At 68.0% G+C, this 25,175-nt stretch carries 27 protein-coding genes and 2 tRNA genes; 14 read left to right on the top strand and 15 right to left on the bottom strand.

The features are described 5' to 3' along the window. Positions 1-5 precede the first annotated feature (5 nt). From LOK44_RS20450 to LOK44_RS20410, 9 genes are all read right to left on the bottom strand, one after another. Positions 6-1,112 (bottom strand): type III polyketide synthase, encoded by a 1,107-nt coding sequence (locus tag LOK44_RS20450; RefSeq protein ID WP_237571928.1) that lies wholly within the window; start codon positions 1,110-1,112, stop codon positions 6-8. A 141-nt stretch (positions 1,113-1,253) separates the two neighbouring features. Next, on the bottom strand, positions 1,254-2,462 hold the full coding sequence (locus LOK44_RS20445; RefSeq protein WP_237572116.1) for a DUF1214 domain-containing protein: 1,209 nt from the start codon (positions 2,460-2,462) through the stop codon (positions 1,254-1,256). 7 nt (positions 2,463-2,469) lie between these two features. Beyond that, complete coding sequence (locus LOK44_RS20440) at positions 2,470-3,198, bottom strand: sugar phosphate isomerase/epimerase family protein (protein ID WP_237572115.1); 729 nt, start codon at positions 3,196-3,198, stop codon at positions 2,470-2,472. A gap of 31 nt (positions 3,199-3,229) precedes the next feature. Beyond that, a complete protein-coding gene (locus LOK44_RS20435; protein WP_237571927.1) occupies positions 3,230-4,399 on the bottom strand; it encodes a sulfotransferase family protein in 1,170 nt (389 codons plus the stop codon). After that, positions 4,396-5,517, bottom strand: a complete 1,122-nt coding sequence (locus LOK44_RS20430; protein WP_237571926.1) for an LLM class flavin-dependent oxidoreductase — start codon at positions 5,515-5,517, stop codon at positions 4,396-4,398. The genes LOK44_RS20435 and LOK44_RS20430 overlap by 4 nt, the downstream gene beginning before the upstream one ends. Positions 5,518-5,561: 44 nt before the next feature. After that, the gene (locus LOK44_RS20425) at positions 5,562-6,386 is read right to left on the bottom strand and encodes a crotonase/enoyl-CoA hydratase family protein (protein WP_237571925.1); all 825 of its coding nucleotides are present in this window, start codon (positions 6,384-6,386) and stop codon (positions 5,562-5,564) included. Between the two features lie 18 nt (positions 6,387-6,404). Continuing rightward, positions 6,405-6,791, bottom strand: a complete 387-nt coding sequence (locus LOK44_RS20420) for a hypothetical protein (protein ID WP_237571924.1) — start codon at positions 6,789-6,791, stop codon at positions 6,405-6,407. Between the two features lie 17 nt (positions 6,792-6,808). Continuing rightward, a complete protein-coding gene (locus LOK44_RS20415) occupies positions 6,809-7,282 on the bottom strand; it encodes a DUF4334 domain-containing protein (RefSeq protein ID WP_237571923.1) in 474 nt (157 codons plus the stop codon). Continuing rightward, positions 7,279-8,343: a pyridoxal phosphate-dependent aminotransferase gene (locus LOK44_RS20410; RefSeq protein ID WP_237571922.1), complete on the bottom strand. Its 1,065-nt coding sequence runs from the start codon at positions 8,341-8,343 to the stop codon at positions 7,279-7,281. The genes LOK44_RS20415 and LOK44_RS20410 overlap by 4 nt, the downstream gene beginning before the upstream one ends. A 93-nt stretch (positions 8,344-8,436) precedes the next feature. On the opposite strand from LOK44_RS20410, the gene LOK44_RS20405 reads away from it, so the two are divergent. Together LOK44_RS20405 and LOK44_RS20400 are read left to right on the top strand one after the other, a co-directional pair. After that, a tRNA-Ser gene (locus LOK44_RS20405) sits at positions 8,437-8,528 on the top strand. A 36-nt stretch (positions 8,529-8,564) separates the two neighbouring features. Then, positions 8,565-8,637: transfer RNA gene (locus LOK44_RS20400), tRNA-Arg, on the top strand. Between the two features lie 15 nt (positions 8,638-8,652). Here LOK44_RS20400 and LOK44_RS20395 read toward each other — a convergent pair. Beyond that, on the bottom strand, positions 8,653-8,970 hold the full coding sequence (locus LOK44_RS20395; RefSeq protein WP_237571921.1) for a hypothetical protein: 318 nt from the start codon (positions 8,968-8,970) through the stop codon (positions 8,653-8,655). A 168-nt stretch (positions 8,971-9,138) separates the two neighbouring features. Between LOK44_RS20395 and LOK44_RS20390 the strand changes: the two genes are divergently transcribed. Next, complete coding sequence (locus LOK44_RS20390; protein WP_237571920.1) at positions 9,139-11,052, top strand: Ig-like domain-containing protein; 1,914 nt, start codon at positions 9,139-9,141, stop codon at positions 11,050-11,052. Continuing rightward, positions 11,049-11,438 (top strand): nuclear transport factor 2 family protein, encoded by a 390-nt coding sequence (locus LOK44_RS20385; RefSeq protein ID WP_237571919.1) that lies wholly within the window; start codon positions 11,049-11,051, stop codon positions 11,436-11,438. Before LOK44_RS20390 ends, LOK44_RS20385 begins: the two co-directional genes overlap by 4 nt. Here LOK44_RS20385 and LOK44_RS20380 read toward each other — a convergent pair. Beyond that, the gene (locus LOK44_RS20380; RefSeq protein ID WP_237571918.1) at positions 11,393-13,768 is read right to left on the bottom strand and encodes a putative bifunctional diguanylate cyclase/phosphodiesterase; all 2,376 of its coding nucleotides are present in this window, start codon (positions 13,766-13,768) and stop codon (positions 11,393-11,395) included. The genes LOK44_RS20385 and LOK44_RS20380 overlap by 46 nt on opposite strands. Positions 13,769-13,881: 113 nt before the next feature. Here LOK44_RS20380 and LOK44_RS20375 point away from each other — a divergent pair, with 113 nt between their 5' ends. Together LOK44_RS20375 and LOK44_RS20370 are read left to right on the top strand one after the other, a co-directional pair. Beyond that, positions 13,882-14,373 (top strand): metallophosphoesterase family protein, encoded by a 492-nt coding sequence (locus tag LOK44_RS20375; protein ID WP_237571917.1) that lies wholly within the window; start codon positions 13,882-13,884, stop codon positions 14,371-14,373. After that, positions 14,366-14,755, top strand: coding sequence for an MmcQ/YjbR family DNA-binding protein (locus LOK44_RS20370; protein ID WP_237571916.1), 390 nt, complete (start codon positions 14,366-14,368; stop codon positions 14,753-14,755). The genes LOK44_RS20375 and LOK44_RS20370 overlap by 8 nt, the downstream gene beginning before the upstream one ends. Here the strand turns inward: LOK44_RS20370 and LOK44_RS20365 are convergent. Next, positions 14,752-15,090 (bottom strand): winged helix-turn-helix transcriptional regulator, encoded by a 339-nt coding sequence (locus LOK44_RS20365; protein WP_237571915.1) that lies wholly within the window; start codon positions 15,088-15,090, stop codon positions 14,752-14,754. The two genes, LOK44_RS20370 and LOK44_RS20365, sit on opposite strands and share 4 nt — an antisense overlap. A gap of 91 nt (positions 15,091-15,181) precedes the next feature. On the opposite strand from LOK44_RS20365, the gene LOK44_RS20360 reads away from it, so the two are divergent. From LOK44_RS20360 to LOK44_RS20355, 3 genes are read left to right on the top strand one after another with little or no spacing between them, the layout of a single operon-like run. Next, the gene (locus LOK44_RS20360; protein WP_237571914.1) at positions 15,182-16,060 is read left to right on the top strand and encodes an NAD(P)-dependent oxidoreductase; all 879 of its coding nucleotides are present in this window, start codon (positions 15,182-15,184) and stop codon (positions 16,058-16,060) included. Continuing rightward, positions 16,057-16,410, top strand: a complete 354-nt coding sequence (locus LOK44_RS30180; RefSeq protein WP_308192772.1) for an NAD(P)-binding domain-containing protein — start codon at positions 16,057-16,059, stop codon at positions 16,408-16,410. Before LOK44_RS20360 ends, LOK44_RS30180 begins: the two co-directional genes overlap by 4 nt. Continuing rightward, positions 16,365-16,907 (top strand): imine reductase family protein, encoded by a 543-nt coding sequence (locus tag LOK44_RS20355; protein WP_308192776.1) that lies wholly within the window; start codon positions 16,365-16,367, stop codon positions 16,905-16,907. The genes LOK44_RS30180 and LOK44_RS20355 overlap by 46 nt, the downstream gene beginning before the upstream one ends. Here LOK44_RS20355 and LOK44_RS20350 read toward each other — a convergent pair whose 3' ends face one another. Then, positions 16,908-18,185, bottom strand: coding sequence for an HNH endonuclease (locus LOK44_RS20350; protein WP_237571913.1), 1,278 nt, complete (start codon positions 18,183-18,185; stop codon positions 16,908-16,910). An 82-nt stretch (positions 18,186-18,267) separates the two neighbouring features. On the opposite strand from LOK44_RS20350, the gene LOK44_RS20345 reads away from it, so the two are divergent. After that, positions 18,268-20,145, top strand: coding sequence for an alkyl/aryl-sulfatase (locus LOK44_RS20345; protein WP_237572114.1), 1,878 nt, complete (start codon positions 18,268-18,270; stop codon positions 20,143-20,145). A 3-nt stretch (positions 20,146-20,148) separates the two neighbouring features. Here the strand turns inward: LOK44_RS20345 and LOK44_RS20340 are convergent, their stop codons facing one another. Further along, the gene (locus LOK44_RS20340; protein WP_237571912.1) at positions 20,149-20,922 is read right to left on the bottom strand and encodes an SDR family NAD(P)-dependent oxidoreductase; all 774 of its coding nucleotides are present in this window, start codon (positions 20,920-20,922) and stop codon (positions 20,149-20,151) included. An 83-nt stretch (positions 20,923-21,005) separates the two neighbouring features. On the opposite strand from LOK44_RS20340, the gene LOK44_RS20335 reads away from it, so the two are divergent. The 3 genes from LOK44_RS20335 (at position 21,006) to LOK44_RS20325 (ending at position 23,660) form a co-directional block, all read left to right on the top strand. Beyond that, positions 21,006-21,605 carry a histidine phosphatase family protein gene (locus tag LOK44_RS20335; protein ID WP_237571911.1) on the top strand — a complete coding sequence of 200 codons (600 nt, stop codon included), beginning with the start codon at positions 21,006-21,008 and terminating at the stop codon, positions 21,603-21,605. Positions 21,606-21,614: 9 nt separating this feature from the next. After that, entirely contained in the window at positions 21,615-22,661 is a 1,047-nt protein-coding gene (locus LOK44_RS20330; protein WP_237571910.1) for a phosphotransferase family protein, read from the top strand. 129 nt (positions 22,662-22,790) lie between these two features. Then, on the top strand, positions 22,791-23,660 hold the full coding sequence (locus LOK44_RS20325) for a transglutaminase-like domain-containing protein (RefSeq protein ID WP_237571909.1): 870 nt from the start codon (positions 22,791-22,793) through the stop codon (positions 23,658-23,660). A gap of 1 nt (position 23,661) precedes the next feature. Here LOK44_RS20325 and LOK44_RS20320 read toward each other — a convergent pair whose 3' ends face one another. Further along, on the bottom strand, positions 23,662-24,042 hold the full coding sequence (locus tag LOK44_RS20320; RefSeq protein WP_237571908.1) for a LapA family protein: 381 nt from the start codon (positions 24,040-24,042) through the stop codon (positions 23,662-23,664). Positions 24,043-24,189: 147 nt separating this feature from the next. Here LOK44_RS20320 and LOK44_RS20315 point away from each other — a divergent pair, with 147 nt between their 5' ends. Continuing rightward, on the top strand, positions 24,190-25,140 hold the full coding sequence (locus LOK44_RS20315) for an ABC transporter substrate-binding protein (RefSeq protein WP_237571907.1): 951 nt from the start codon (positions 24,190-24,192) through the stop codon (positions 25,138-25,140). Positions 25,141-25,175 lie beyond the last annotated feature (35 nt).

Raw genomic sequence — 25,175 nt, 5'->3', positions numbered from 1 at the left:
CGCGCTCACCAGCTCAGGAGCAGGAGTTCGAAGCTGAATCCCGGGCCCATCGCGAGCATGACGCCGAGATCGCCTGCCGCGGGTGGCTGCGCCAAGGTCCGCCCCAGCACGTCGAGCACCGACACCGACGACACGTTGCCGTGTTCGCGCATGGACTGCCTGCTGTGTGCGAGCGCCGCGGGCGGCAACTCGATCGCGTTCTGGATCGCGTCGATCACCTTGGGTCCGCCGGGGTGGCAGATCCACGTGGAGATGTCGGCGGTGGTGAGACCGTGGTCGGCGAGGAACCGGTCGACCTCGCCACGCAGGTGATCGTCGGCCATGCGGGGAACGTCGCGCGACATCACCAGCCCAAAGCCGCCGGTGCCCACCTTCCAACCCATCACGTCCACCGTGCCGGGGAACAGTGCGCTGCGCGTCGCGAGGACGGCCGGGCCGCTCGGCGCGGTCGCGTACGTCGGAGCGCGGTCTGCACCCGTGGCGACGACGGCACCCGCCCCGTCCCCGAACAGACACACCCCGATGAGTGCGGGGATCGAGGAGTCGTCGCGTTGCAGCGTGAGCGAGCACAGTTCGACCGACAGCAGCACGGCGACGTGGCTCGGATAGCCACGGAGGTAGTCGTGCACGCGGGACATGCCTGCCGCGCCTGCGACGCAACCGAGCCCGAACAGGGGGATGCGCTTGACGTCTCGACGCAGTCCCACCATCGACGCCAGTCGCGCGTCGATGGTGGGCACCGCGACGCCGGTGCTCGACACCGAGACGATCGCGTCGACCTCGCGGGGGTCGACGTGTGCTGCGTCGAGAGCCGCTCGCACCGCCTGCGTTCCCAGATCCACCGCCACCTCGATGTAGGCGTCGTTCGCGGCGGTGAAGCCGTTCAGCTCGGGGTAGCGCGACAGTGGCAAGGCGAGGTTTCGGGTGTCGACACCGCTGGTGCGCACGAAGCGTTCGAAACCTGTTGGGGCGACGCCGATCAGTTCGCGTGCGACGTCGTCCTGGGTGTGGCGGTGCTGCGTGAAGGCCACGGCGGTGCCGGCGATGCGCGGCGAGCCCGTCCCATGGCGGGCGGGCGGTTCGGTGGTGGTGCGGTGCGTTGTATTGGTCATGGAATCGGATGATCCGCGTCGAGTCTGGAAACACGCCTCGAAGTGAGATAGTAGACATTCGCCGATATCAGGGAATAAGCAGTGGCACAACGATTCTGGGAGTCACCCGACGATCCCCTGGCAGGATGCCGCGAATGACGGCTACATCCCGTAGCGCCGGCGTATGCCGTGAAACCGCTGCCACATCTGCGCGACGCGCTCCCGGGGACTGACGCGCGCGGTGTCGGCGGGCAGGGCCGCGTCGAGATCGGTCGAGTGGACCAGGCGGGTATGCAGTGGCACGGGATTGCCGCTCAGCATGTGCCGGTAGGTCAGGTTGCCGCGTTCGAAGCGCTGGCTGTCCATCCAATTGTGCACGCCGGGGTCGTCGTGGGCGAGGACGATCCGCACCTTGCCGTCCGCGTCCACCGCGGTCCTGCTCGGCGTGTAGGTCACCGGTCGGTAGAGGTAGTCCATGCTGGTGAAGAACGGCCCCATGTTCGTCAGCATCCACAGCCCGTCGTGAGCATCGAACTCGACGATCAGTGCCTCGTCAGGGCCGAGCCTCCAGTGCATGTTCGTCGCTGCGCGGCCACGCCTTTCGTCGCCATCGGCGGACTCGAGCGCGGGGAACGCGTTCGGCCGGTGTTCGTCGACGCCGCCGTAGGTGAACGGGAACTCCGGCCAGTCCCGCATCAGGCCGGTGACGAAGTCGCCTGCCCACGCCATGGCGTCGACCATCGCCGCCGGAGTGGGCACCGGTTTGGGGGCGTCCATGTCGATGCGTTCGATCGACAGCCGCGCCGGCGTCTCGTTCCAGTCGTCGAAACCCTCTCGGATGAACAACTTTCGCGACTGAGTCGTGGTGGGGAGCCAGTTCGCGTCGCGCTGCGGGCCGCCGACGAACAACTCGAGTTCGCCGTCAGCCGTCGTCGTCAGCCGATCGCCGGTCAGGTTGGCCTCGGGGACGTCACCGAACGGCTCGTGCAGGACACCCGGTCCGTCGGGCCGGGCGCCCTGGACCGTGACGTTGAAGAACGGGGCGGTGCCCCGCGTGCCGGTGATGCGGTAGCTCGACCGCCCGTCGATCCAGGCCTGGTGGTAGGTGAAGTCGCCGCAGTCGCCGCCGAGCTTGCGGGTCGGGTGGCTGAACGCGTGCAACAGCGGGTACCGGGGGTCCTTGGACTCGAGCCCGAGATCGAAGGCCTGCCCCAGGTTTTGGGCGAGAAACCGGAAGGCGTCGGCGCGGTGCGGTCCCGACGCCGGGTTGCGGTCCTTGAACGCCTGCCCGCCTGCCTCCTTGAGGCGGTCGCAGAACGACGCCCAGGCGTCGCGCAGTGCCTGGTCGTCCTCGCCGTCGCCGAATGCCATTGCCGCCTCAGCCAATCCGCGCCAGCATGGCCGCCACGGTCACGCAGGCGCGCCGTGCCGCATCCAGTGGTCCCTCGCGGTCGATGCGTGGGCCGATGAGTTCCAGGTCGAACCCGTGGCGGTAGCCGTTCTCGATGGCGTGCCGAATGAATCGTTCGATGGGGATCGCGCCGTCACCGGGTACGGCGCGGGCGGGTAGCGATCGGTCGCCCAGCACGTAGTCGCTGAGCTGAATCGACTGCGTGCGCGGCAGGACCCGCTCGACCAGCGTGGCCAGGTCCGCCTCCGCCCAGCAGTGGAACAGGTCGACGACGACGTCGAGATCGGCCATCTCGGCGAGCGTCGCAGTGTCGCGCAGGGAGTGGGCGATGTGGATGTCGGCGTACAGCGCGGAGGCGTTCTCGATCGCCAGCGCGACGCCCACGTTCCTGGCGTGATCGCGGCACGGCGCGACCGCGTCGCAGAACCGCTCGGCGGCCTGTTCCCACGTCAGTCCGTCGCGACCGCCGGTCAGCATGTACACGCACCGGGCGCCGATCGCCGCCGCGGCGTCGACGACGGCGTCGAGTGCCTCCGCGGTGCGGAACAGGTGGAAGACGGTGTCGACGACGTACCCTCGGTCGGCGATCAGCGGCACCAGGGCGGGGTCGCGGAGGTGGTCGTCGACCAGGCTCACCCGGCCGAGACCCAGTGTCTGCCAATAGGCGTCGTACTCGGCTGGTGCGGCACCGAGCATGCCGACGCCGTGCACCGAGAGCCGTCCGACGTCAGCCACGGTTCTCGATTGGGACGCCGAATCGCTCGCGGAACGGCCGGAACTCCTCGTGCAGTGCCGCGAGGTCCTCCCCGATGTCGGTGAGCAGCGAGGTGGAATAGCGGAACTTGCCGTGCCGGTCGCCGCGGTTGTTGGCGAGGTAGTGGCGCATCGCCGCCTCGCCGTCGGAGGTGAGCGTCCGGTCGCTGAAGGCGTAGAACCGCTCGACGGTGCCGACCGGATCGGCGACGAAGTCGGTGTAGCGGACGTGCAGGATCCGCGGGTCGTCGACCAGGGGATTGGTCATCGTGTTGGTGACGCCCGCCCTGGTCATCTCGAGATGCCTGCGGGCCTCGACGTGCAGGTCAATCGGTCCGACGATGCCGTCGAGGATGTCGGCCATCATCATGGTCCGCGATGCGGCGACCTGTACCGGATCGCGGTGCAGCCACAGAAGGGTGGCGTCGGGGTAGGCCTCGAAGAACTCGGCGAGGCGAAAACCGTGGAAGCCCTTGCACACCCACCGCTTGGGCGCCGTGGCGAACTGGAACTGCTGCAGCATCGCGCGGTGGATCCGGTACTGCGCTGCGGCGTCGGTGGGAAGACCGCCGACGACGGTCGGCATGGGCACCCGCCACCACGCGGTCGGCGTCATGACCCGGAAGTCGAACGCCCACGTCCGTTCGTCCTCGGGCAGGCCGTCGCCGAGCATGTCGTTGTAGGGGTGGCTGTGCAACCACTTCGGCATCTTCGCGTTGATCTCGCGCCAGTCGTCGTCGGCCCGGGCTCGACGCTCGTCAGCGGCATCCGCGAGCCCTGGTGGCGGTGACGGGTACATCACCTCCCAGAAGCGCAGGGCACGGGACTCCGGGTCGGCGGCCATCAGCGCGTGGGCGAGCGTCGTTCCCGACCGCGGCTCGCCGGTGGCGAACATCGGGCGGTCGATCACCTCGTCGGCGATGGGCAGTCGGCTGCGATCGCCGAAGAGTCGAAGGCGCGACGTCAGCAGCCAGTGGCACGTCTCGGCCGCGCGACGCCTGCCGTCGTCGTCCATCGGGATGGCGTTGAGGTGATCGATGGCCACCGAGAAGCGCTGTGGCAGAGTCGGATCGTCGAAGTCGGCGAGACCCGTGGCGGCCTGGGCGGCGGCCAGCAGCTCCGCGGCGTCGAGTGCGGTGTTCATGACTGCCCGCACAGTTCGAGCAGGGCATCCTCGGTGGCGCGGACGCGTTCGGCCGACGCAGCGGCATGGCGACGTCCGGCCATGGCGCCGTAGTCGAGGATCTTCGGTACGCGGAGTCCGGCGTCGACGAACTCCTTGATCCGGGCGGCGACCCGACGCGGCGATCCGTGCGGCACTACGGCCAGGATGGCCGCCGGGTCGACCCGGTCGAGGAAGTCGAGGATGCGGTCGCGAGTCATGGTGGCAGGGTCGATGTCCTGGAAGCCCCGCCACTGGTCGCCGCAGGGGTGCTCGAACCCGAAGTCCGCCAACGTCTTCGCCGACACCTGCAGCAGGAAGGCCTGCACCAGCGGAGCGGCGACGATCTCGGCGAGTTCGTCGTCGTCGCCGATCAGACACACCTGGATGAAGCACGGCGTGATCGCCATGGGGTCGCGGCCCGCGCGTTCGGCCGACGTACGCACGGCCCCCAGCATCTCGGCGTAGTGGTCGGGCGTCCAGGCGCCCGCCGGCCACCACCCGTCGGCGTAGCGGCCGGTGATCTCGAGCATCCGGGGCCCGCTCGCCCCGATCCATATCTCGGGAAAGTGTCCGTCGTACGGTTCGGTGTCGAGGCGGGCGTGCTCGAGTTGGTAGAACCGGCCCGAGAAGTCGACCGGCCCTTGGCCTTCCCAGAGCAGGCGGATCACCCGAAGTGCCTCTTCGAAACGGCTGACGGGCGCGGCGAAGTCGAAACCGTAGGGCACGACGTTCTCGGTCTCGCCGCTGCCGAGGCCCAGGATGAACCGGCCCTTGGCGAGGTGGTCGATCGTCAGCGCGGATTGCGCCAGCATCACGGGGTGGCGCCGGACGGTGTCGACCACACTCGTGGCGAGCGGGACCCGCTGGGTCAGGACCGCCGCTGCGGCTGCGACGGCCATGCCGTCGAGGTGGCGGTGCGGGGACGGCGACGCCTCGGCGAGGTCGGTGAACTCAGGCGTCCAGATCGTGTCGGGCCAGAAGCTGACCATGTGGTCGGGCAGCCAGACCGAGTGGTACCTGCCGTCGTCGACCCGCGCCAGGGCGTCGAGGTCGATGGGCAGCGTGGTTCGAAGGAACGCGGCGGGCTGTACCTGCACGCCGTGATGCTAAGCGTGTGCACAGCACGATGCGTGCGTTTCGGCTACTCGCCCGTGAACTCGGGTGGACGCTTGGCGAACATCGCCGTGATGCCCTCGGTGAGGTCCTTGCTCGGCAGGAAGGCCGAGTTCCACGCAGCGACGTAGCGCAGGCTGGCGGCGACCTGCGCGGTGCGCTGCTCGTCGAGGACGTCCTTGACGCCCTGCACCACCAGGGGCGGGTTGGCCGCGATCTGGCGGGCGGTCTGGTGCGCGGCGGCCAGCGACGCCTCGGCGTCGGGGAAGACGTCGTTGACGAGGCCGATCTTCTCCGCCCGTGCGGCGTCGATGTCCTTGCCAGTGAGGGCCAGCTCGCGCAGGTGGCCGTCGTTGAGAATCAGCGGCAGGCGGGCCAGCGAGCCGACGTCGGCGACCATGGCCAGCTTGATCTCCCGCACGGAGAACTTGGCATCGGCGCTGGCGTAGCGGATGTCGACCGCCGAGATGAGGTCGACGCCACCGCCGATGCACCACCCGTGCACCGAGGCGACGACCGGCGTACGACAGTCCGCGACAGCGGTGATCGCGCCCTGCATCTTCTTCAGGTCGCGGTGGAACTCGGCGCGAGGCCGGGCCAGCGCGCCCTCGGCGAGCACCGGCGCGAGCGTGCCGCCCATCGACGTCAGGTCCAGCCCGTAGCTGAAGTTGCGGCCCGACCCGGTCAGCACGATCGCGCGCACGTCCGGGTCGGCGTCCAGCGCGGCGAACGCCGTTGGCAGTTCGGCCCAGAACTCCGGGCCCATCGCGTTGCCCTTGCCGGGGCCGGTCAGGGTGACCCGGGCGACGTACTCGTCGACGTCGACGGTCAGGGATTCGTAGGTGTCGGCCATGGCTGGGAGGCTAACCGGTTAGGGAGGCGAGCCGCCCAGCAGGATGTCGTTGAGCGCGATGTCCTTCGGCAGGAACTGGCACATCGCATCTGCGGCCATCCGCATGGTGTCCATCTCGTCGGTGCCGACCATGTCGCCGTAGTTGCCGAAGATCTCGCCGATGACGGCGGCCTGATCCTCGGGCGTCATGTCCATGAACTCGCCGCACGTGATGGTCTGAGCCACACCCGGTGCGCCCGGCGTGCCGGGCGTCGTGGTGCGGGGTGACGTCGAGGGCGACGATCCGCCGATCGGGGCTCCCGGTTCGGTCGTCATCGCGACGGTGCCCGGCACGGTCTGGCTACAGCCGCCGACTGCGCCGGCGACGAGCAGTGCCGCCGCCGCAACCTGAACTCGGGTCCTCATCTGGACCACGATAGGCGCTAGACGCGACGCAGGTAGAAGTACAGGTAGCGCGGGGCGCCCGATGACGTGTCGATGGCTCCCTTGCCGTTCATGATGCCCAGCACGGTGTCGTCGTCGACCTTCTTGAAGTGGTCGTGGACGGGCTTGCCGTCGTAGACCATCGACGCCGTCACCTCGCCGCGGAACTCCTCGAGCCACAGGCTCGCCTCGCCGTTCATCGCCTCGGTGTTGGAGAACTTGTTGCCCTCGGCGTCGAGGCACACCAGCGGCTTGGCCTCGGCCGCGGAGACGAACGTCTTGCCGAACCAGTTGAGCCGCTTCATGAAGCCGTTGGCGCGGTGCCCGGTCTGGAACTCGCCGCCCTGCCACTCGCCGATCATGAAGTCGATGGTCGTCGGCTCCAGGGTGTCCCAGAACGCGTCGAGGTCGGTATCGGAGATCTCGTCGGTGCGCCCGACGAAGTCGGCGAAGGTCTTCTGCGCGGGGCTCATTCTCGTCCTATCCAGTGGGTGGCGAACTCAAGGAACGCGTCGTTCTCGTGCTTGGCGGCGACCGTCACCCGCACGCCGTCCTGACCGTAGGGCCGGACCAGCAGACGGTTGTCGGCGGCGCTGTTGACGAAGTCGTCGGTCCGCTCGGCCAGCGGCAACCAGACGAAGTTGGCCTGGGAAGGCGGCACCTCGAAGCCGGCCTCGCGCAGCGTCGTCGTCACGCGGGTCCGCTCGGCCACCACGACGTCGGTGCGGGCCAGCAGTTCGTCGGCGGCCTCCAGCGACGCGATGGCCGCGGCCTGGGACACGCTGGTCGCCGTGAACGGCACGTAGACCTTGCCGAGCGCGGTGATGACGTCCGGATCGCCGACGGCGTAGCCGACGCGCAGGCCTGCCAAGCCGTAGGCCTTCGAGAACGTGCGGAGCACGACGACGTTTGAGTGCTCGCGGGCCAGGCCGAAGCTGTCGGGCAGCATGTCGTCGCGGATGTACTCGACGTAGGCCTCGTCGATGGCGATCAGGATGTCGCTGGGCACCGCGGCGACGAACCGGGCCAGCGCCGCGGGGTCGACGACCGTGCTGGTGGGGTTGTTTGGGTTGCAGACGAAGATGAGCCGGGTGCGATCGGTGACCGCGGCGAGCATGGCGTCGAGGTCGAAGGTGTGGTCGCGCAGCGGCACCTGAACCGGGGTTGCGCCCGCGGTCCGCACCTGCAGGGGATAGATCTCGAAGCTGCGCCAGCCGAACAGCACCTCGTCGCCCACCGAGGACGTGATCTGGATGAGCTGCTGGCACAGGCTGACCGATCCGCAGCCAACGGCTATGTGCTCGGGGGCGAACGATCCGCCGTCGAGCGTCTTGGCGAGGACGTCGCGTAGTTCGAGGTAGCCGTTGTCCGGGTAGCGGTTGATGGTGTCCATCGCGGCGGCGACGGCTGCCCGCACGCTGGGCAGCGGACCGTCGGTGGTCTCGTTGCTGGCGATCTTGATGGCACCCGGCACCGTTCGGCCAGGCGTATAGGCGGGCAGATCGGCCAGCAAGGGGCGCAGGCGGGCGGTCACCCGGTCAGTCTAGGGAACGCCGATATCGGCTTCGCTCTACCGGCTTTGCCTTCGTCTGGCTGGCCTGTGTACGCTTGCCCCTCGGATCGTTCGGGAGGCGTGCCAGAGCGGCCGAATGGGACTCACTGCTAATGAGTTGTCCGCCTTAAAGCGGACCGGAGGTTCAAATCCTCTCGCCTCCGCCACACTGGCCCGCGCCAGCGTGACAACTGAATATGCAAGCGCCCGTAGCTCAACGGATAGAGCATCTGACTACGGATCAGAAGGTTAGGGGTTCGAATCCCTTCGGGCGCACTCACGAGCTGGCACTCAGCTCTCGATGGTCTTCACGAACCGCTCGACCTCGCCGAACGCGGGAGCGTCGGCGGCCGGATCCTCCCAGAGCGATACGACGTGGTTGGCTGCTCCCCGCAGTAGGCGCAGGTACTCCGTCGTGTCCTTGGCACTCGAGTTCTTCAGGCGGTCGCCGATCGCGGGCACGATCGGCTCCAGCGCCACGGCGACGCTGAGCCCACTGCCCTCGCTCGGGCCCGCGCCGGCCAGCGTGACGATCTTGTCGAAGTCGTCCCGGCCCATGCGCGGGTACGCCTCGGACAGATCTGCCAGTACGTCGTCAACAATGCTCAACGGTCTACGACCTTCCCAGTCGACTGCGGGTCGATCGACCCGACCGGTGCTTGCCCAGCCCGGCCAATCGCCAAACGAAGCGCGATCACAGACTCGCCGACCGCAAACTGCTGCGTTGCGCCGAGCTGCCGGATACCGTCACCGTCAGATATTGACGAAGGAGACAAAATGGCAGCGCATCGTTCGAACACACGGTCGAATCCTCGTCGGGCGGGCGGTTTCGCGGTCGTGCGCTGGCTCAAGGTCGGAGCCGCGTCGGCCGGTATCAGCGCGGCGCTGCTTGGCTGGTCGGCGACGGGGGCCGTGGGCATCGCGGCTGCTGACGACTCCAACCAGTCGTCCTCCGCCTCGTCGGATTCCACGTCCTCCAAGGACGACAAGCCGACGTCGAAGGACGACGGCCCGTCGCAGAACGACAGCGCTACGGACGCCAAGGACGACGACAAGGACGTTCCTTCTTCCGCCGACGATGCGCCCGCCAAGGACGACGAAGAGGCCCCAGAGGCAGAAGACGAAGAAGCCGAGCCCACCAAAGAGTCGGAGCCCACCGCCGACCCACAGCCGGACAAGGTCTCGAAGCCCGCTAACGATGCGCCACCCGTAGCGCCCGAGCCCCAGCCCCAGCCGGCGCCCGACCCCGACCCCACGCCCGCTCGCACGGCAGCGGCCGCCCCCGTGAGCACCCCCACCCTCAGCGAGCCGATCGTCACGACCGCCGCGGCACCGGAGATCGCCCAGGCCGTCGCAGCCCCCACGCCGCCCTGGGCGCTGCAGGCGGTCAGCTCGCACGACGCGCGGCAGCAGACCATCACCGCTCAGCTCAACGCGTTCACCTCGTCGGTCCGGTCCTTGATCGACGCCCTACCGCTGCATCCCGTCTTCAAGGTGCACCTGGAAGGCGCGCTGTGGACGGCGCGGCGCACGTTCCTCAACCAGGCGCCGACGGTGGCGCCGGTCCTGGTGAGTTCGTCCGGCGGGCCGATCGCGGGCCGCGTCGACGCGGTGGACCCCGAAGGCGACAGGCTGGTCTACCGGCTCTCCAAGGCGCCGACCCGAGGCAGCGTGCTCGTCAACCCGGACGGCACCTATGTCTATACGCCCGGCGCGGACTTCAACGGCGTCGACACCTTCGTGATCACCGCCGACGACATGGGGACCGACGTCAATCTGCTCAATCCCTTCCGGGGAGTGGGCACCTCGGCGGGCATGCTGGTGAACCAGGGCGCCATCACGTTCTCGTTCAACTACACGACCGGCGCACAGTACTGGTCCACCGAGGCCCGCGACGCCCTGCGCTCAGTCGCCGACGGGATGGCGACCCAATTCCTGGTCACCGCACCGGTTGTCATCACCTATGACGTCACCGCGGAGAACTCGTCGACGTCGGGCAAGCTCGCAGCCGCGGGCAGCGACCTCGTGAGCGAGGCGGCCGGCTTCCTCCGGACCGTGGTGCAGAACAAGCTCATCACCGGTGTCGACGCGAACGGATCCGCAGCCGACGGCGAGATCGAGTGGAACTTCGCGTATGGGTGGGGGCTTGGCGACACCGTCGGAGCCGACGAGTACGACTTCGCGTCCACCGCGATGCACGAGCTGCTGCACTCGTTCGGATTCCTGTCCTACATCGATGAGCGGGGCAAGAACACCGGGCGGTCGTGGACGTCCATGGACGGCTTCATCGTCACGCAGACGGGCGCTAAGCCGATCGGGTCGGGGTACCGCTGGAACACCGCCTACGACGGCAACCTGACCGGCGCCAAGGGTGGCCTCTTCTTCGGGGGAGCCCACGCCGTCGCCGCCTACGGCGGACTCGTGCCGCTGTTCACCCCGAATCCGTGGGAGAGCGGCAGCTCGGGCTCGCACCTCGACGACGCGACCTTCACCGGGGCGAATCAGAAGATGATGAACGCCAAGACCGACACCGGTCTCGGTATCAGGGTCCTCAGCCAGGTAGAGCTGGGCATCCTCAGGGATCTCGGATACACCGTCGTTCCGCAGACATCGACCGTCGCGATGGCCGCGATGGTGCTCATCGTGGTTCGTCGCACGCGGAAGGCGCCGCTTGCGAAGATGGAGGCATGACACCTCCCGCGATCGAACGCTGGCACGCCTTCATCTCCGGCGGGCACGACCCCGCCGTGCTCGACGCCCTACTCGCCGACGACGTCGTGTTCCACTCGCCTGCGCTGTTCTCGCCGCAGGAGGGACGGGAGAAGACGGCGATGTACCTGACGGCGGCGGCGAAGGTGTTCGGCGGAACGGACTTTCGCTACGAGGGCCAGTGGTTCGCGGAGCGGTCTGCCGTCCTGGAGTTCGCCGCGACGATCGACGGCAAGTACGTCAACGGCATCGACATGATCGCGTGGAACGACGATGAGCTGATCACGTCGTTCAAGGTGATGATTAGGCCGTTCTCGGCCCTTCAGTTGGTGATGGGGAAGATGGCGGAGTTGCTGCAGCCGAGCTGACACTGTTCTCGTAGCGCCTCGGCCGCCATGGGCCGGGCGAAGTAGTGGCCCTGGGCGACGTCGCAACCTGCCTCGCGCAGCCAGCTGGCGGTGGCCTCGTTCTCGACGCCCTCGGCGACGCAGGCGATGCCAAGCGCGTGGGCGAGGTCGATCACCGACTGGACGATCGCCGCGGCCCGCTCGCTGCGCAGCACGGGTGCGATGAACTGGCGGTCCAGCTTCAGCTCGTCGATCGGTAGATCACGCAGGTAGCTCATGGTGGCGTATCCGCTGCCGAAGTCGTCGATGGCGATGCGAATCCCGTTGGCTCGCAGCCGTTGAATGACCCCGCCGGCCCGCCGGATGTTGGCAAGGAGCAGGTGCTCGGTGATCTCGACCGACAGCGCCGACGGGGGGAGGCCCGTGCGGTCGAGCGCGGCGGCGATGCGGTCGGGCAGGGCCAGGTCGTTGAGCGTCGGCGCGAACAGGTTGATGGCGACCGGTATCTCGCACTCGGCGGAGTCGTACCACGTCACCGCGTCGTGCGTCGCTCGATACAGCACCAGGTCGGTGACCGCACCCATCAAACCGTTTTGGCGCACCAGCGGCAGGAACTGATTGGGGGTCAGCACGCCGAACTCGGGGTGCGGCCACCGCACCAGCGCCTCGACCCCGACGGTGTTGCCCGTGCTGAGGCTGATCTTCGGTTGGTAGACGAGGTCCAGTTCGAAGTCGTCGATGGCCCGCCGGAGTTGTCCCAGCAGTTGGATCCCCGCCACGGGGGAGCGCCGGCGCTTGCCCGCATGCCATGACGGACTCTGCGTCTCGGTGCGGTCCACGTGGCGCAGGTCGGCGGTGAAGGTCTGCACGCCTCCGACGCCGGCGCGCTTGGCGGCGTACATCGCGATGTCGGCCCGGCGGATCAGTTCGTCGGCGTTCACCTCGTCGTCTTCGAGGCCGGGTGTCACGGCCAGTCCGACGCTCGGGTGCATGAACACCTCCTCACCCTCGAGGAAGAACGCCTTGTCGAAAACCTCGACAACGCGTTGCGCCGTTGTCTCGGCGGGCTGCGGCCCATCCTCGATGAGGATGGCGAACTCGTCGCCGCCGAGGCGTGCGACCGTGTCGCCGGTGGGCACGACGGTGACGAGTCGTTCGGCGACGGCGCGCAGCAGCGCGTCACCGGCCGGATGCCCGAGGTTGTCGTTGACGAGCTTGAACTCGTCGAGATCGAGCGAGAGCACGGCCACTTGGCGGCCGTCGCGGTCGCGCATCTCCATCGCGTGGTTCAGGCGATCAGAGAACAGCAGGCGGTTCGCCAGGCCGGTCAGGGGATCGCGCAGCGCCTGATCCGCGACGGCCTCCAGCAGGGTTCTGTTGTCCAGCAGCATGATCAGCTGCCGGACCAGTGCGGAACCCACCAGGATCCCACCCGAGACCAGCACCGGTATCGCCGCGGACGTCGACGACAGATCGATCAGCCCGACGGCGGCGGCGATGGCCATCGGAACGTAGGGCAGCCACTGCCACAGTCGCGACGAGTGCGGCTTGCCGGGCGCTTCGTGGTCTAGGTTGCGGATGGCGAGCAGGGCGCCCGAACTCAGCAGCACCAGTCCCACGGCCCACCCGACGACGAGCAGGTCGCTGCTGCGGATGCCCCTGGCATTGAGGTACACCAGCAGCGAGTCCGTGATCGCCAGCGTCGACAGGCCGGCGGTCACCAGGGCGAGGACCCGCCGATGGCTCGGTGGGGCGGAGGTCAGTACCAGTACCGAGATCGCCACCATGAACACGTCGGCGACGGCGTAGGTGAGTGACGTCGCCAGCTCCGCGCCATTCTTCTGATGGGCGGCGAAGATCTGTCGCAGCACCAGGACCCAGGAGACCAAAAACAGCGACGACGTGATGATGAGGCCGTCGATGAGCGGTCGCAAGCCGACCAGTCGCCGCGCGGACGCAGTGATGATGAACGCGACGATGGTGCCGACCGGCAGGGCCAGGTAGGCGACGTCGGCTATCGACGGCGACGGTGGTTCGGCGTGCACGACGAGCCCGTAGCAGGCCCAGATGGCATCGCCGATGACCCAGCCGAACAGTCCGACCGCGACGGCCATCCACGCGCGACCGCGCAACTGCGGCGTGCGGAGCGCCGCGGTGAGCGCACACCCGAAGGCGAGTGCGGAGAACCCGAGCGAGCCCAGCGCGCTGACGGCCGCCGTGACGTCCGGTCCACCCCATCCTGCGCCGAGCCAGGTGGCAAACACGACGACGGCGATGCCCGCGGCCAAGATCACCGGCTGAACTCTGTTCTTCAGGACGCGAACCCCCAGATCGAGGCCATCGTTGGGCATGTTGCCACTCTTTGTCAAGCAAGCCTGACCTTTGTTCAAACGACGGCCAGATAGGTCGTCAGCAACCAACCGACGGTATCGGTCGCGATTTGGCGTCCGTTATTCTGCTTTCGATGCGTTTGCTCCTGATCGCCGACACTCACGTACCCAAGCGCGCCAAGGACATGCCTGCCGCGGTGTGGGACGAAGTCGCGCGCGTCGACGTGGTGATCCATGCGGGTGACTGGGTGGAACCCTCGCTGCTCGACGATCTCGAAGGACGTGCCCGCCGGCTGATCGGCTGCTGGGGCAACAACGACGGCGAGGAGTTGCGCCGGCGGTTGCCCGAGCGTGCGGACGAGACGCTCGAGGGCGTGCGGTTCACGGTCGTGCACGAGACGGGGCAGTCGGCCGGGCGCGACGCGCGCATGGCGCGGCTCTACCCGGACACCGACGTACTCGTGTTCGGCCACAGTCACATTCCGTGGGATGCGACGGCTGACACGGGGCTGCGCCTGCTCAATCCCGGTTCGCCGACCGATCGGCGCCGTCAGCCGTTTTGCACGTACATGACGGCGACGGTGGCGGACGGGTCGCTCGACGACGTCGTGCTGCATCGTGTCTGACCGTCCGGCCACCGCGGCCGACGTGCACCGGATCGCGTCGTCCATGCCGCACGTCTCCCGGATCGATGGTTCGAAGGGCAATTCGATCTATCAGGTGGGCGGCAAGTCGTTCGTGTTCTTCCGGACCAAGCGTCCCGACGCGCCGTTCGACGACGTCATCGTGCTGTGGGTGGAGTCCGACGCCGACAAGTTGGCACTGGTGCAGGACGAGTCGTCGCCCTTCTTCACCACCGACCACTTCAACGGCCACAGGTCGGTGCTGGTGCGCGCCAGCGAACTGCACCGGGTCGGGCTAGACGAACTGACCGAACTCATTCAGGACGCCTGGATGTCGCAGGCGTCGAAGCGGCGCGCTCAGCAGTGGTTGGAGAGCCGCGGCTAGCTGGCGTCTGCCGCGCAGATCAGTCCGATGTGCTTGGTCGCCCAATCGCCGAGCGGCTCAAGCGCATCGAGCAGTTCGCGGCCCGCGGGCGTCATCGAGTACTCGACCCGCGGTGGTACCTCGTGAAAGCTCTCGCGGTGGACGACGCCGTGACGCTGCAGTTCCTTGAGATTCTGGGTGAGCATCTTCTGCGAGATGCCGGTCAAGCTCCGATGCAGCGCGTTGAACCGCTTGGGCCCGTCCTGCAGCTCCCAGAGAATGAGTGGCTTCCACTTCCCGTCGACGACGTCCATCGCCGCGTCCAGGCCGCAGGTGTATCTACCGAGTTGAGTCACTGCTGGTCACCGCCATTGCTTTCGTCTAGGTAAGTACCGCACTCATTAGTGGGTACTTGTCGAAGGGGATGCGCGATTTCACGATGGTGTCATGAACAACCCACGACTTTCACCCGTTTCGTTCCTGGGGGTCGGCGAGATGGGCGCGGCCCTGATCCGAGCCGCCACCGCCGCCGGGTTTCCGGTCACCGTATGGAACCGGGACCGTTCCAAAGCCGATGCGCTGAGCGGTGTTTCGGTCGTCGACGGCGCTGCCGACGCGATCGCGGCGGCGCCGACGGTGGTGGTGTGCCTATTCGACATCGCGTCGGTGCGCGAGGTGCTCGACCCGGTGGTCGACGGGCTCGCCGGCCGTCGGCTGGTCAATCTGACGACCACCTCGCCCGACGGTGCGCGTGAGCTGGCGGCGTGGGCCGCCGCCGCGGGAGCGGAGTATCTCGATGGCGGCATCATGGCGACCCCACCGATGATCGGGACGCCGCACTCCAGCGTGCTGTACAGCGGTTCCCAACACGGCTTCGACGGCTCGCGCGAACTACTCGAGACGTGGGGTGCCGCAGAGTACTTCGGTGACGACGCCGGCATGGCGTCGATGTACGACCTGGCGCTGCTGTCGGGCATGTACGTCATGTTCGCCGGCTTCTTTCACGGCGCTGCGATGGTGGGTGCCGCCGGAGTTCCCGCGAAGGAGTTCGCAATCCGCGCGGTCGCGTGGCTGCAGGCCGTGCTCCCTGCGCTCACCGAGTATGCCGAGGTCATCGACGGCGGCGACTACTCACTGCCCGGTCAGCAGAGCCTGAACTTCTCCGACCTGACCGACATCCTCGACGCGAGCCGACAGCAAGGCATCAGCACGGAAGTGGTCGACGTGGTGCAGCGGCTGATCCACCGGCAGATCGACGCCGGGCACGGGAGCGACGGGTTCGCCCGCGTGATCGAGAGCATCAAGCACCCCGAGGTGGCAGCGTGACCCATCTGACCGCCATCGGGCTAGGACCGATGGGGCAGGCGCTCGCGGGTGCCCTGCTCGACGCGAATGTGTCCCTGTCCGTGTGGAACCGCACCGAGTCGAAGGCCCGCGGCCTGCTGGCGCGTGGTGCGGAGTGGGCGTCGAGCCCAGCCGCGGCCGTCGCCGCGAGCGATCTGACGCTAATCAACGTGGTGGACCACGCAGCGCTGGACGCCATCGTCGACTCCGCAGGGCGAGCGGTCGCCGGGCGCACCATCGTCGGAGTGTCCTCGGATGCACCCGAACGCGTGCGGGGACGGCCGCAGTGGTCGAGAAGCTCGGTGGCCGGTATCTCGACGGTGCCATCATGACGCCGACGGTGACCATCGGGACGCCGGACGCCAGCATCCTGTTCGCAGGACCGCGTGATCTCTACGACGCGCACCACGCCACGTTCGACACGCTGGCGACGCCGACGTGGGTCGGTGACGAGGTGGGACGGGCCGCCGGCTTCGACATGGCGCTGCTCGACCTGTTCTGGACGTCGGTCGGCGGTTTCATGCACGCACTGAAGGTCGCGGGAGCCAACGGGATCGGCCCGGCCGAGTTGCTCCCACACGCTCACGGGATCGTGGGGATCCTGCCCCCGATTCTCGACGAGGTCGCCGAACGCGTGGGCGCCGACCGCCACGGCGACAGCGACGCGTCGGTGTCGTCGCTGGGGTCGTCGCTGCGCCACTTGATCGACGCGTCCCGGGACGCCGGCGCGGACACCGCTGCGCTGGAGGCGCTTCGTCGGTCCGCCGACGCAGCCGTGGCCGCCGGGCAGGGCGACGACGAGGTCAGCCGGGTGACGTCCTACCTGTAGTCACGCAGCGTGTCCCGTGATGGCGATGCTCACGCGTCGTTCGACCTCGCTGAGGTCGAAGCGCCGACGGCCGGGGAGCGGCGGGGCTTTCGAGCTGTAGGTGGTGCCGGTGGGTGTGGTGAATTCGGTTGTGTGGCAGCCGTCGTCGTGGTGGGTGCGGACGCGCCAGCGGGGTGCTTCCTTGGCGTAGTTGCACGCTTCGCACATGCCGTTGCCGTTGAGTGCGGAGGTGGGTCCGCCGCGTGCCTTGGGTTGGGCGTGGTCGGTGTGGCGGATGGGGGCGTTGCAGTAGGGAGTGCGGCAGGTGTCGTCGCGTAACGCGATGAACGCCGCCAACGCCTTCGGGAATCGTCGGGCGCGGGATTCCATCGTCACGAGTGTGCCGGTCTTGGGGTGGCGGTAGAGCCGGCGCAGGGTGGCTCGGGATCGGTCGTCGCCGACCGTATTGGAGATGAGGTGGCGGGCGACTGCTGCGGGGATGGGTCCGTAGCCCGGTATCCGGGCGGGTTCGGTGTCCCCGCCGAGCAGGGTTTCATCGGTGATCACCAGATCGACGGTGACCGGGACGGGGACGTCGGCGGGGCGGCCGGTGATGCGTTCGACGGCGGTGTCGGCCATGACCTGGCCACGGCTGCGCCCATCACACGTGGTGTCAGCGGCCTGCTTGAGGGCGGCATAGAACGACACCCCCTGGGCCATCGGGAGCAGGATCGTCACGTAGGTCATGACATCGGGAGCGGGCCGGACCCACACACCGCGTTCCGTCTCCGCCCGGCGGGCCTTCTCCACCACCGCGTGCGGGTCGAGGCGGTAGGCGATGGCCTTCGCGTCGGCTTCGATCCGCTTGTCACCCTTGCCCACCAGGCTGGTGGGGTCGGCGCACATCTCGGCGTCCAGGGTGCGGCGGTCCTCGACCTCGAGGCAGGCCGATTCCTTGACCAGCAGCGTCGCCCGCCACTCCGACAGCGTGCCGGTTTCCAGGGCGGCCAGGGTGTGGGGCATTTCGTGGACCAGGGCGCGGGCGAACCCGAGGTGGCGACCACCCTGCTTCGGTGACTCCCGGCGGGCCAGCCCGATCTCGGAGGCCAGGCCTTGTCCGCGCTTGCGCATCGGGATGCCGGCGTCGGCTTCGGCGGTGCGGCGCATCAGGTCCAGGGCGGCGGTCATCCGGGCCTGGGCGGCTGCGGCGGTGGACTTCAACCGTTCCAACTCGGTGATGCGGTCGATCAGGCCGGCCTCGTCCACCGTGGCGGGGTCGAAGTCCAGCAGGTCGAACACGTGTTCGATCCTACGACCACCCACCGACAACATGACCACCAATTCGCTCCGTGGCGGAGATCGCGGTGGCAGCCTCGACGTCATGGAGTCTCACCTGGCATCTGCCGCCATCGCCGCCGCCCACGCCGAGCATCGCGCCAATCTGCCGTTCGACGACACCCGCGACCTCGCCGACGCCGACCGCGGGTTCATCGGAGCACTGGAACCCGGTGTCGTGACGGCAGCCGACGGACGCACGGTGTGGGACAACGACGCCTACGCGTTCTTGCAGGGCGACGCCCCCACGACCGTGCACCCCAGCCTGTGGCGGCAGTCCGCGCTCTGCGCGAAGCAGGGGCTCTACGAGGTGGTCGACGGCATCTATCAGGTTCGGGGACTCGACCTCTCGAACATCACGTTCGTCGAGGGCGACACCGGCGTCATCGTCATCGACCCGCTGGTCTCCACCGAGACCGCAGCGGCCGCACTCGGGCTCTACCGGCGACACCGCGGCGAGCGGCCCGTCGTCGCCGTCATCTACACCCACAGTCACGTCGACCACTTCGGCGGCGTCCTCGGGGTGACCAGTCAGGCCGACGTCGACGCGGGGAGGGTCGTGATCATCGCCCCCGAGGGCTTCACCGAGCACGCGGTGCAGGAGAACGTCTACGCCGGAACGGCAATGGCTCGCCGCGCGGGCTACATGTACGGCGCCGCACTGCCGCGGGGTGAGCAGGGTCAGGTCGGTTGCGGGCTGGGCCAGACCACGTCCAAGGGCGAGGTCGCCCTCATCGTGCCGACGCTCGACATCCGGGAGACCGGCGAGACGCACACCATCGATGGCGTCGAGATTCAGTTCCAGATGGCGCCGGGCACCGAGGCACCCGCCGAGATGCACTTCTACTTCCCGGCGTTGCGGGCGCTGTGCATGGCGGAGAACGCCACGCACAATCTGCACAATCTGCTGACCCTGCGTGGGGCGCTGGTGCGCGACCCGCACGGCTGGGCGGGCTATCTGACCGAGGCGATCGACTCGTTCGCCGATCGCGCCGACGTCGTCTTCGCCTCGCACCACTGGCCGACCTGGGGACGAGAGCGGATCGTCGAATACCTTTCGCTCCAACGGGATCTGTACGCGTACCTGCACGATCAGACGCTGCGCCAATTGAACCAGGGCTACACCGGCATCGAGATCGCCGAGACCTTCCAGATGCCGCCTGCGTTGGAGAAGGCCTGGCACACCCACGGCTACTACGGCTCGGTCAGCCACAACGTCAAGGCCGTCTACCAGCGCTACATGGGCTGGTTCGACGGCAATCCGGCCCGACTGTGGGCGCACCCGCCGGAAGCGATCGGGCCGCGATACGTCGAGGCCATGGGCGGGCTGGACCGCGTGGTCGAGATCGCCCGCGCCGCATTCGACGACGGCGATTACCGTTGGGCCGCAACGCTACTCGACCACGCCATCTTCACCGACCAGAGCCACGCCGCCGCCCGCGACCTGTACGCCGACACCCTCGAGCAGCTCGCGTACGGCAGCGAGAACGCCGTGTGGCGGAACTTCTACCTCTCCGGCGCCACCGAACTGCGCGACGGCAACTTCGGCACCCCGACCCAGTCGGCCTCACCGTCACTGCTGGCTCAGCTCACCCCGGAGCAGATGTTCGACGTACTGGCCATCAGCGTCAACGGTCCACGCGCCTGGGATCTCGACCTCGCCATCGACGTCACCTTCGACGACTCGGCGGCGAACTATCGGCTGACGCTGCGCAACGGGGTACTGGTGTACCGGAAGGTGTCCGCGGACGAGTCGACCGCCGACGCCACCCTGCGGCTGGAGAGCAAGAACCGCCTCGTTCGGTTGGCCGCGGGCGACCTCGCCTCGCCCGGCTTCGAGGTCCTCGGCGACTCCGGCGTCCTTCCCGCGCTGCTCGGGACGCTCGATCGGCCCAACCCCGCCTTCGACATCGTCACCCCCTGATCTCTAGGGGATGCCGCCGTCGGCGCGCAGAATCGACCCGGTGGTGAAACTCGAAGCATCCGACGCCAAGAACAGTGCGGCGCCGATGATCTCGGCCGGCCGCCCGGCGCGCTGAAGGTCCAGACCGGAGAACGGATTGGACGGCAGTTCGCTCTGGGTGCCCAGGTCCCAGGCCTTGCTGATGTCGGTCAGGAAGGGCCCGGCCATCAGCGTGTTCACCCGCACGGTCGGCCCGTAGGCCTTGGCGAGCCCCTCGGTGAGTGCGTTGAGCCCTGCCTTCGCCGCCGCATACGGCAGCATGTGCGGGTCGGGCCGCAGCGAGCCGGTGGAGCTGACGTTGATGATGGACCCGCCGCCGTCGGCAACCATGCGCTCGCCGATCAGCGAGGACAGCCGAAACGGACCCTTTAGGTTGAGGTTCACCACCGCGTCGAACAGCTTCTCCGTCACCGATGTCAGCGAATCGTAGAGCGGTGACATGCCGGCATTGTTGATCAGGACGTCGACCCTGCCGAACCGGTCGTAGCTCGCGTCGACGAGCCCGTCGAGCTGATCCCACCGACCCACGTGCACCTTATGGGCGAACGCCGCCCGGCCCGTCGACGACGAGATCTCCTCTGCCGTCATCACGCAGGACTCCAGGTCACGGCTTGCGATGACGACGTCCGCGCCGCACTCGGCTGCGGCGAAGGCCATCTCGCGTCCCAGCCCGCGACTACCGCCGGTGACGAGCACCACCCTGTCGGTCAGGTCGAACAGGTCGTCGGCGTAACCCATGTCATCCTCCTGCCCCGGTCCCGTTCTCCGGTGATGCTTGCACGGGCCATAGGGTGGCACGGGCAAGATCGAGAAAGGCGCTCATGCAACTCCTCGTCATCCGGCACGCGCTGCCGCTGCGCAGCGAACCCGGTCAAGGATCGGACCCCGACCTTTCGCCCGAGGGCGTCGAGCAGGCCGGCCGACTACCGGAGGCGTTCAAGCGGTTTCCAATCACTCGGCTGGTGAGCAGTCCGCAGCGCCGCGCCATGCAGACGGCCCAGCCCGTCGCCGACGCACTGGGCCTCGCCATCGACGTCGACGACCGGTTGGCCGAGTACGACCGCGACCTCACCCACTACACGCCGATCGAGGAGGCGTCGCAGGAGGACGTGCAGCGCCTGATCGACGGCCACCTGCCCGGCGGGGTAGACGAAGACGCCTTCATCGCCCGAGTGCTCGACGGCGTCAAGGACATCGTCGCTGCCGCCGAGCACGACGACACGGTGGCGCTGTTCAGCCACGGCGGCGTGATCAACGCGCTGGTGCACGATATGTTGCAGACCGAGCGGCTGCTGTGCGTGCAGGTGGACTATGCGGGAATCACCCGGCTGCTCGCATCGCGCGAGGGCAAGCTCGGCGTGGCCTCCATCAACGGCACCGAACACGTATGGGATCTGCTGCCGCGAAACAAGCGGTGGTAGACAAGTGCCGTGACAACGGACGTTCCCCCCGACGCAACCGCGAGCCCGGACGGCCTCGACCTCACCGCCCTCGACCGGCACCTGCGGTCCATCGACGTTCCGCGCACGGGTGACCTGCGCGCCGAGCTCATCGCCGGTGGACGGTCCAATCTCACGTTCCTGGTGTCCGACGACGCGTCGAAGTGGGTCCTGCGCCGGCCACCCCTGCACGGTCTGACCCCGTCGGCCCACGACATGGCCCGCGAGTTCAAGGTCGTCGCCGCGCTGGCGGGAACCAACGTGCCCGTCGCACGCGCGGTGGCGATGGCCGACGACGACTCGGCCATCGGCACCACCTTCCAGATGGTCGAGTACGTCCCCGGCCGGGTCGTGCGGCACACCGACGAACTACGGGCGCTGGGCGATCAGGCCAAGATCGACGCCTGCGTCGACGCGCTCATCGAGGTACTCGCCAACCTGCACGCCGTCGATCCGGACTCGGTGGGTCTCGGCGACTTCGGCAAGGCGACCGGCTATCTCGAGCGGCAGGTGCGCCGCTGGGGTTCGCAGTGGGACCTCATCAAGACCGACGACGACCCGCGCGACGCCGACGTCCGCCTGCTGCACGCCAAGCTCGGCGAACGCATCCCGCCGCAGAGCGGGAGTTCGATCGTCCACGGCGACTACCGGATCGACAACACCATGCTCGATGCCGACGACGCCACCAAGGTCCGCGCCGTGCTCGACTGGGAGATGTCGACCCTCGGCGACCCTCTGAGCGATGCCGCACTGATGTGCGTCTACCGGCACCCCACGTTCCACAACGTGCACGCCGACGCGGCATGGGCGTCGGAGTTGATTCCCTCGGCTGACGAACTGGCGCAGAAGTATTCGGTGGCTGCCGGCCAGCCCCTGGCGCACTGGGACTTCTACATGGCGTTGGCGTACTTCAAGTTGGGCATCATCGCCGCGGGGATCCAGTTCCGTGACCGCATGGGCGGCGGTACCGAGTACGGCGTCGAGGTCGGAGAGGCCGTCGGCCCGTGCATCGCGATGGGACTCGCCGAGCTGCGCTGAGGCAACGGACCGGCGGGGTAAGTCCGCTCACACCCGCACGACGTGCGGTTTCGCGCTCGTCGTGATGGGGTAGGCACGGGGCTGCTCGCGCCCGTGGCGAGACTCCCACGAACAGGAAAGGCGGTCGCCATGCCGTCAGTGACCCCGCACGCCACCGCAGAGGCGGCTGCGCCGGAGTCCGGTGCCGAGACGACGCTCAAGCGCGACGTCGGCGTCGACCTCGACGTCTGGATCGACGCGCCGACGACGCTCGAGTTCCAGATCGCCGTCGCCCCGCATCCAGGAGCCCAAATCACCGAGTCGCTCTCGTTCACGTTGAACGGCAAGGAGATCGAGGCAGAAGAGATCACCGGAGACCACGGCAACCGCATCCACAAGTTCGACGCGGGCAAGGGCAAGCTGCTCGCCAGCTACAGCGCGACGGTCATCGGACAGGCCGACCCGGCGCCCGTCACCGAGATCGACCTGTCGACCTATCTCCGGCCCAGCCGCTATGCGGAGGCCGACAAGTTCTTCGGCTTCGCCGCCACCGAGTTTGGCCGGTACGTCGACTCGGCGACGGTGCTGGCGAAGGTGTCGTCATGGGTCGGCACGCGGCTGCACTACGTGCCCGGCTCGTCGGATCCGATCGACGGCGCCGCCGACACGTTGCTCGCGGGTGCGGGCGTGTGCCGTGACTACGCGCACCTCGTCGTCGCGCTGCTGCGCGCGGTGAACGTGCCCGCGAGGCTCGTCGCGGTGTACGCGCCAGGATGCGACCCGATGGACTTCCATGCCGTCGCGGAGGCGTACGTCGACGGCGTCTGGCGCGTCGTGGACGCCACGCTGCTGGCGCCACGGCAGACCCTGGTGCGGATCAGCACCGGTCGCGACGCGGCCGACACCGCATTCCTCGACAACCACAACGGGTCGATCACGCTGAACTCGGCCGTGGTGCGGGCCGTGGTGGACGGCAACCTGCCGAACGACTCGATCGACGAACTGGTCTCGATCCGCTGAGCTAGCGGATCGCGGCCTTGTAGTTCTTCTTGGCCGCACGTCGCAGTTGGAAGATGCGCGCCGCGCCTGCGAGCACGGTGATCAGACCGCCCAGTACGGCGGCGAACATGATCGCCACGCCCAGCGGCAGGCTCCAGTTCCAGCCGAGGAACTGGAAGGCGGTCGACTCGGTGTTCTGCGCGATGAAGATCAGCAGCACGATCAGCACCAGGAAGCCGACGATCAGCGACGACCACAGCGCACCCGCGCGGGTGAACTTGACCTCGCTGGCGGGCGGCGGGGGGTTGGGCGCCGGCGAGTCCGACGCCGACGCGTGCGCCGGGGGATCGAATGGCGCCGAAGACCCCGTGTTGACGGGCGGCACGTGCGGGTCGGTACTCATAGGTGCATCCTTGCCCCTCTGGCATCGGAATGAAACAAATATGACGGACCCGTTGTGCTTGACCATGACGATCCAAAGGCGGGCGACGCGCCGTGTGGGCCGTTACTGTCGCTGTTTGGTGGGGGATACGTCGAAGGGACGTTGGGAATGAAATCGGCGCGAGGAGCAGTGCGCTACCGGGGGCCGATCGCCCTCGCCGCACTCGTCATGCTGTTGCTGTCTGCCTGTGGAAGCTCGAATCCGCTGGGCGGAGGCGAGATATCCGGTGACCTGAAGTCGATCAAGGTGGGCTCCGCGGACTTCCCGGAGTCGAACATCATCGCCGAGATCTACGCCCAGGCGCTGGAGGCCAACGGTTTCGAGATAAGCCGCCAGTTCGGCATCGGCAGTCGCGAGACCTACATCCCGGCAGTGCAAGACCACTCGATCGATCTGATCCCGGAGTACACCGGCAACCTGCTGCAGTACTTCGACAAGGAGAACGAGGTCACCGACCCCCAGGCCGTGCTGCTGGCGCTCTACGACAAGATCCCCGGTGACCTCTCCATCCTGACGCCGTCGCCCGCCAACGATCAGGACACAGTCGCGGTGACGTCGGAGACCGCACAGCGCTGGAACCTGAAGACGATCGGCGATCTCGCCAGGTACTCCGCGGAGGTGAAGTTCGGCGGGCCGTCGGAGTTCATCAGCCGCGCCGAGGGACTGCCCGGGCTGAAGGCCAAGTACGGCCTCGACATCCCCCCGGCCAACTTCGTCTCGATCAGCGACGGCGGCGGCCCCGCAACGGTTCGCGCGCTCGTCGATGGAACGGTGACGGCCGCCGACATCTTCAGCACGTCGCCGGCCATCCCGCAGAACAACCTGGTGGTCCTCGAGGATCCCAAGAACAACTTCCTGGCTGCCAACGTCGTGCCGCTGGTGGCGTCGCAGAAGATGTCGAACCAGCTCAAGTCGGTGCTCAACGCCGTATCGGCAAAGCTGACCACCGAGGCGCTCATCGAGATGAACACCGCCACGTCGGGCAACGGCGGCATGGACCCGGATGAGGCGGCGCAGAAGTGGGTGCAGGACAACGGCTTCGACAAGGCTATGGGATGAGCGCTCGCGCGAAGACCAGAAGAGTAGGGATGAGC

Source organism: Mycolicibacterium lacusdiani (assembly GCF_021916785.1).
Taxonomy (GTDB): Bacteria; Actinomycetota; Actinomycetes; order Mycobacteriales; family Mycobacteriaceae; genus Mycobacterium; species Mycobacterium lacusdiani.
The sequence above is the reverse complement of the archived record's forward strand: the minus strand, read 5'-3'. Positions and strand labels throughout refer to the sequence as shown.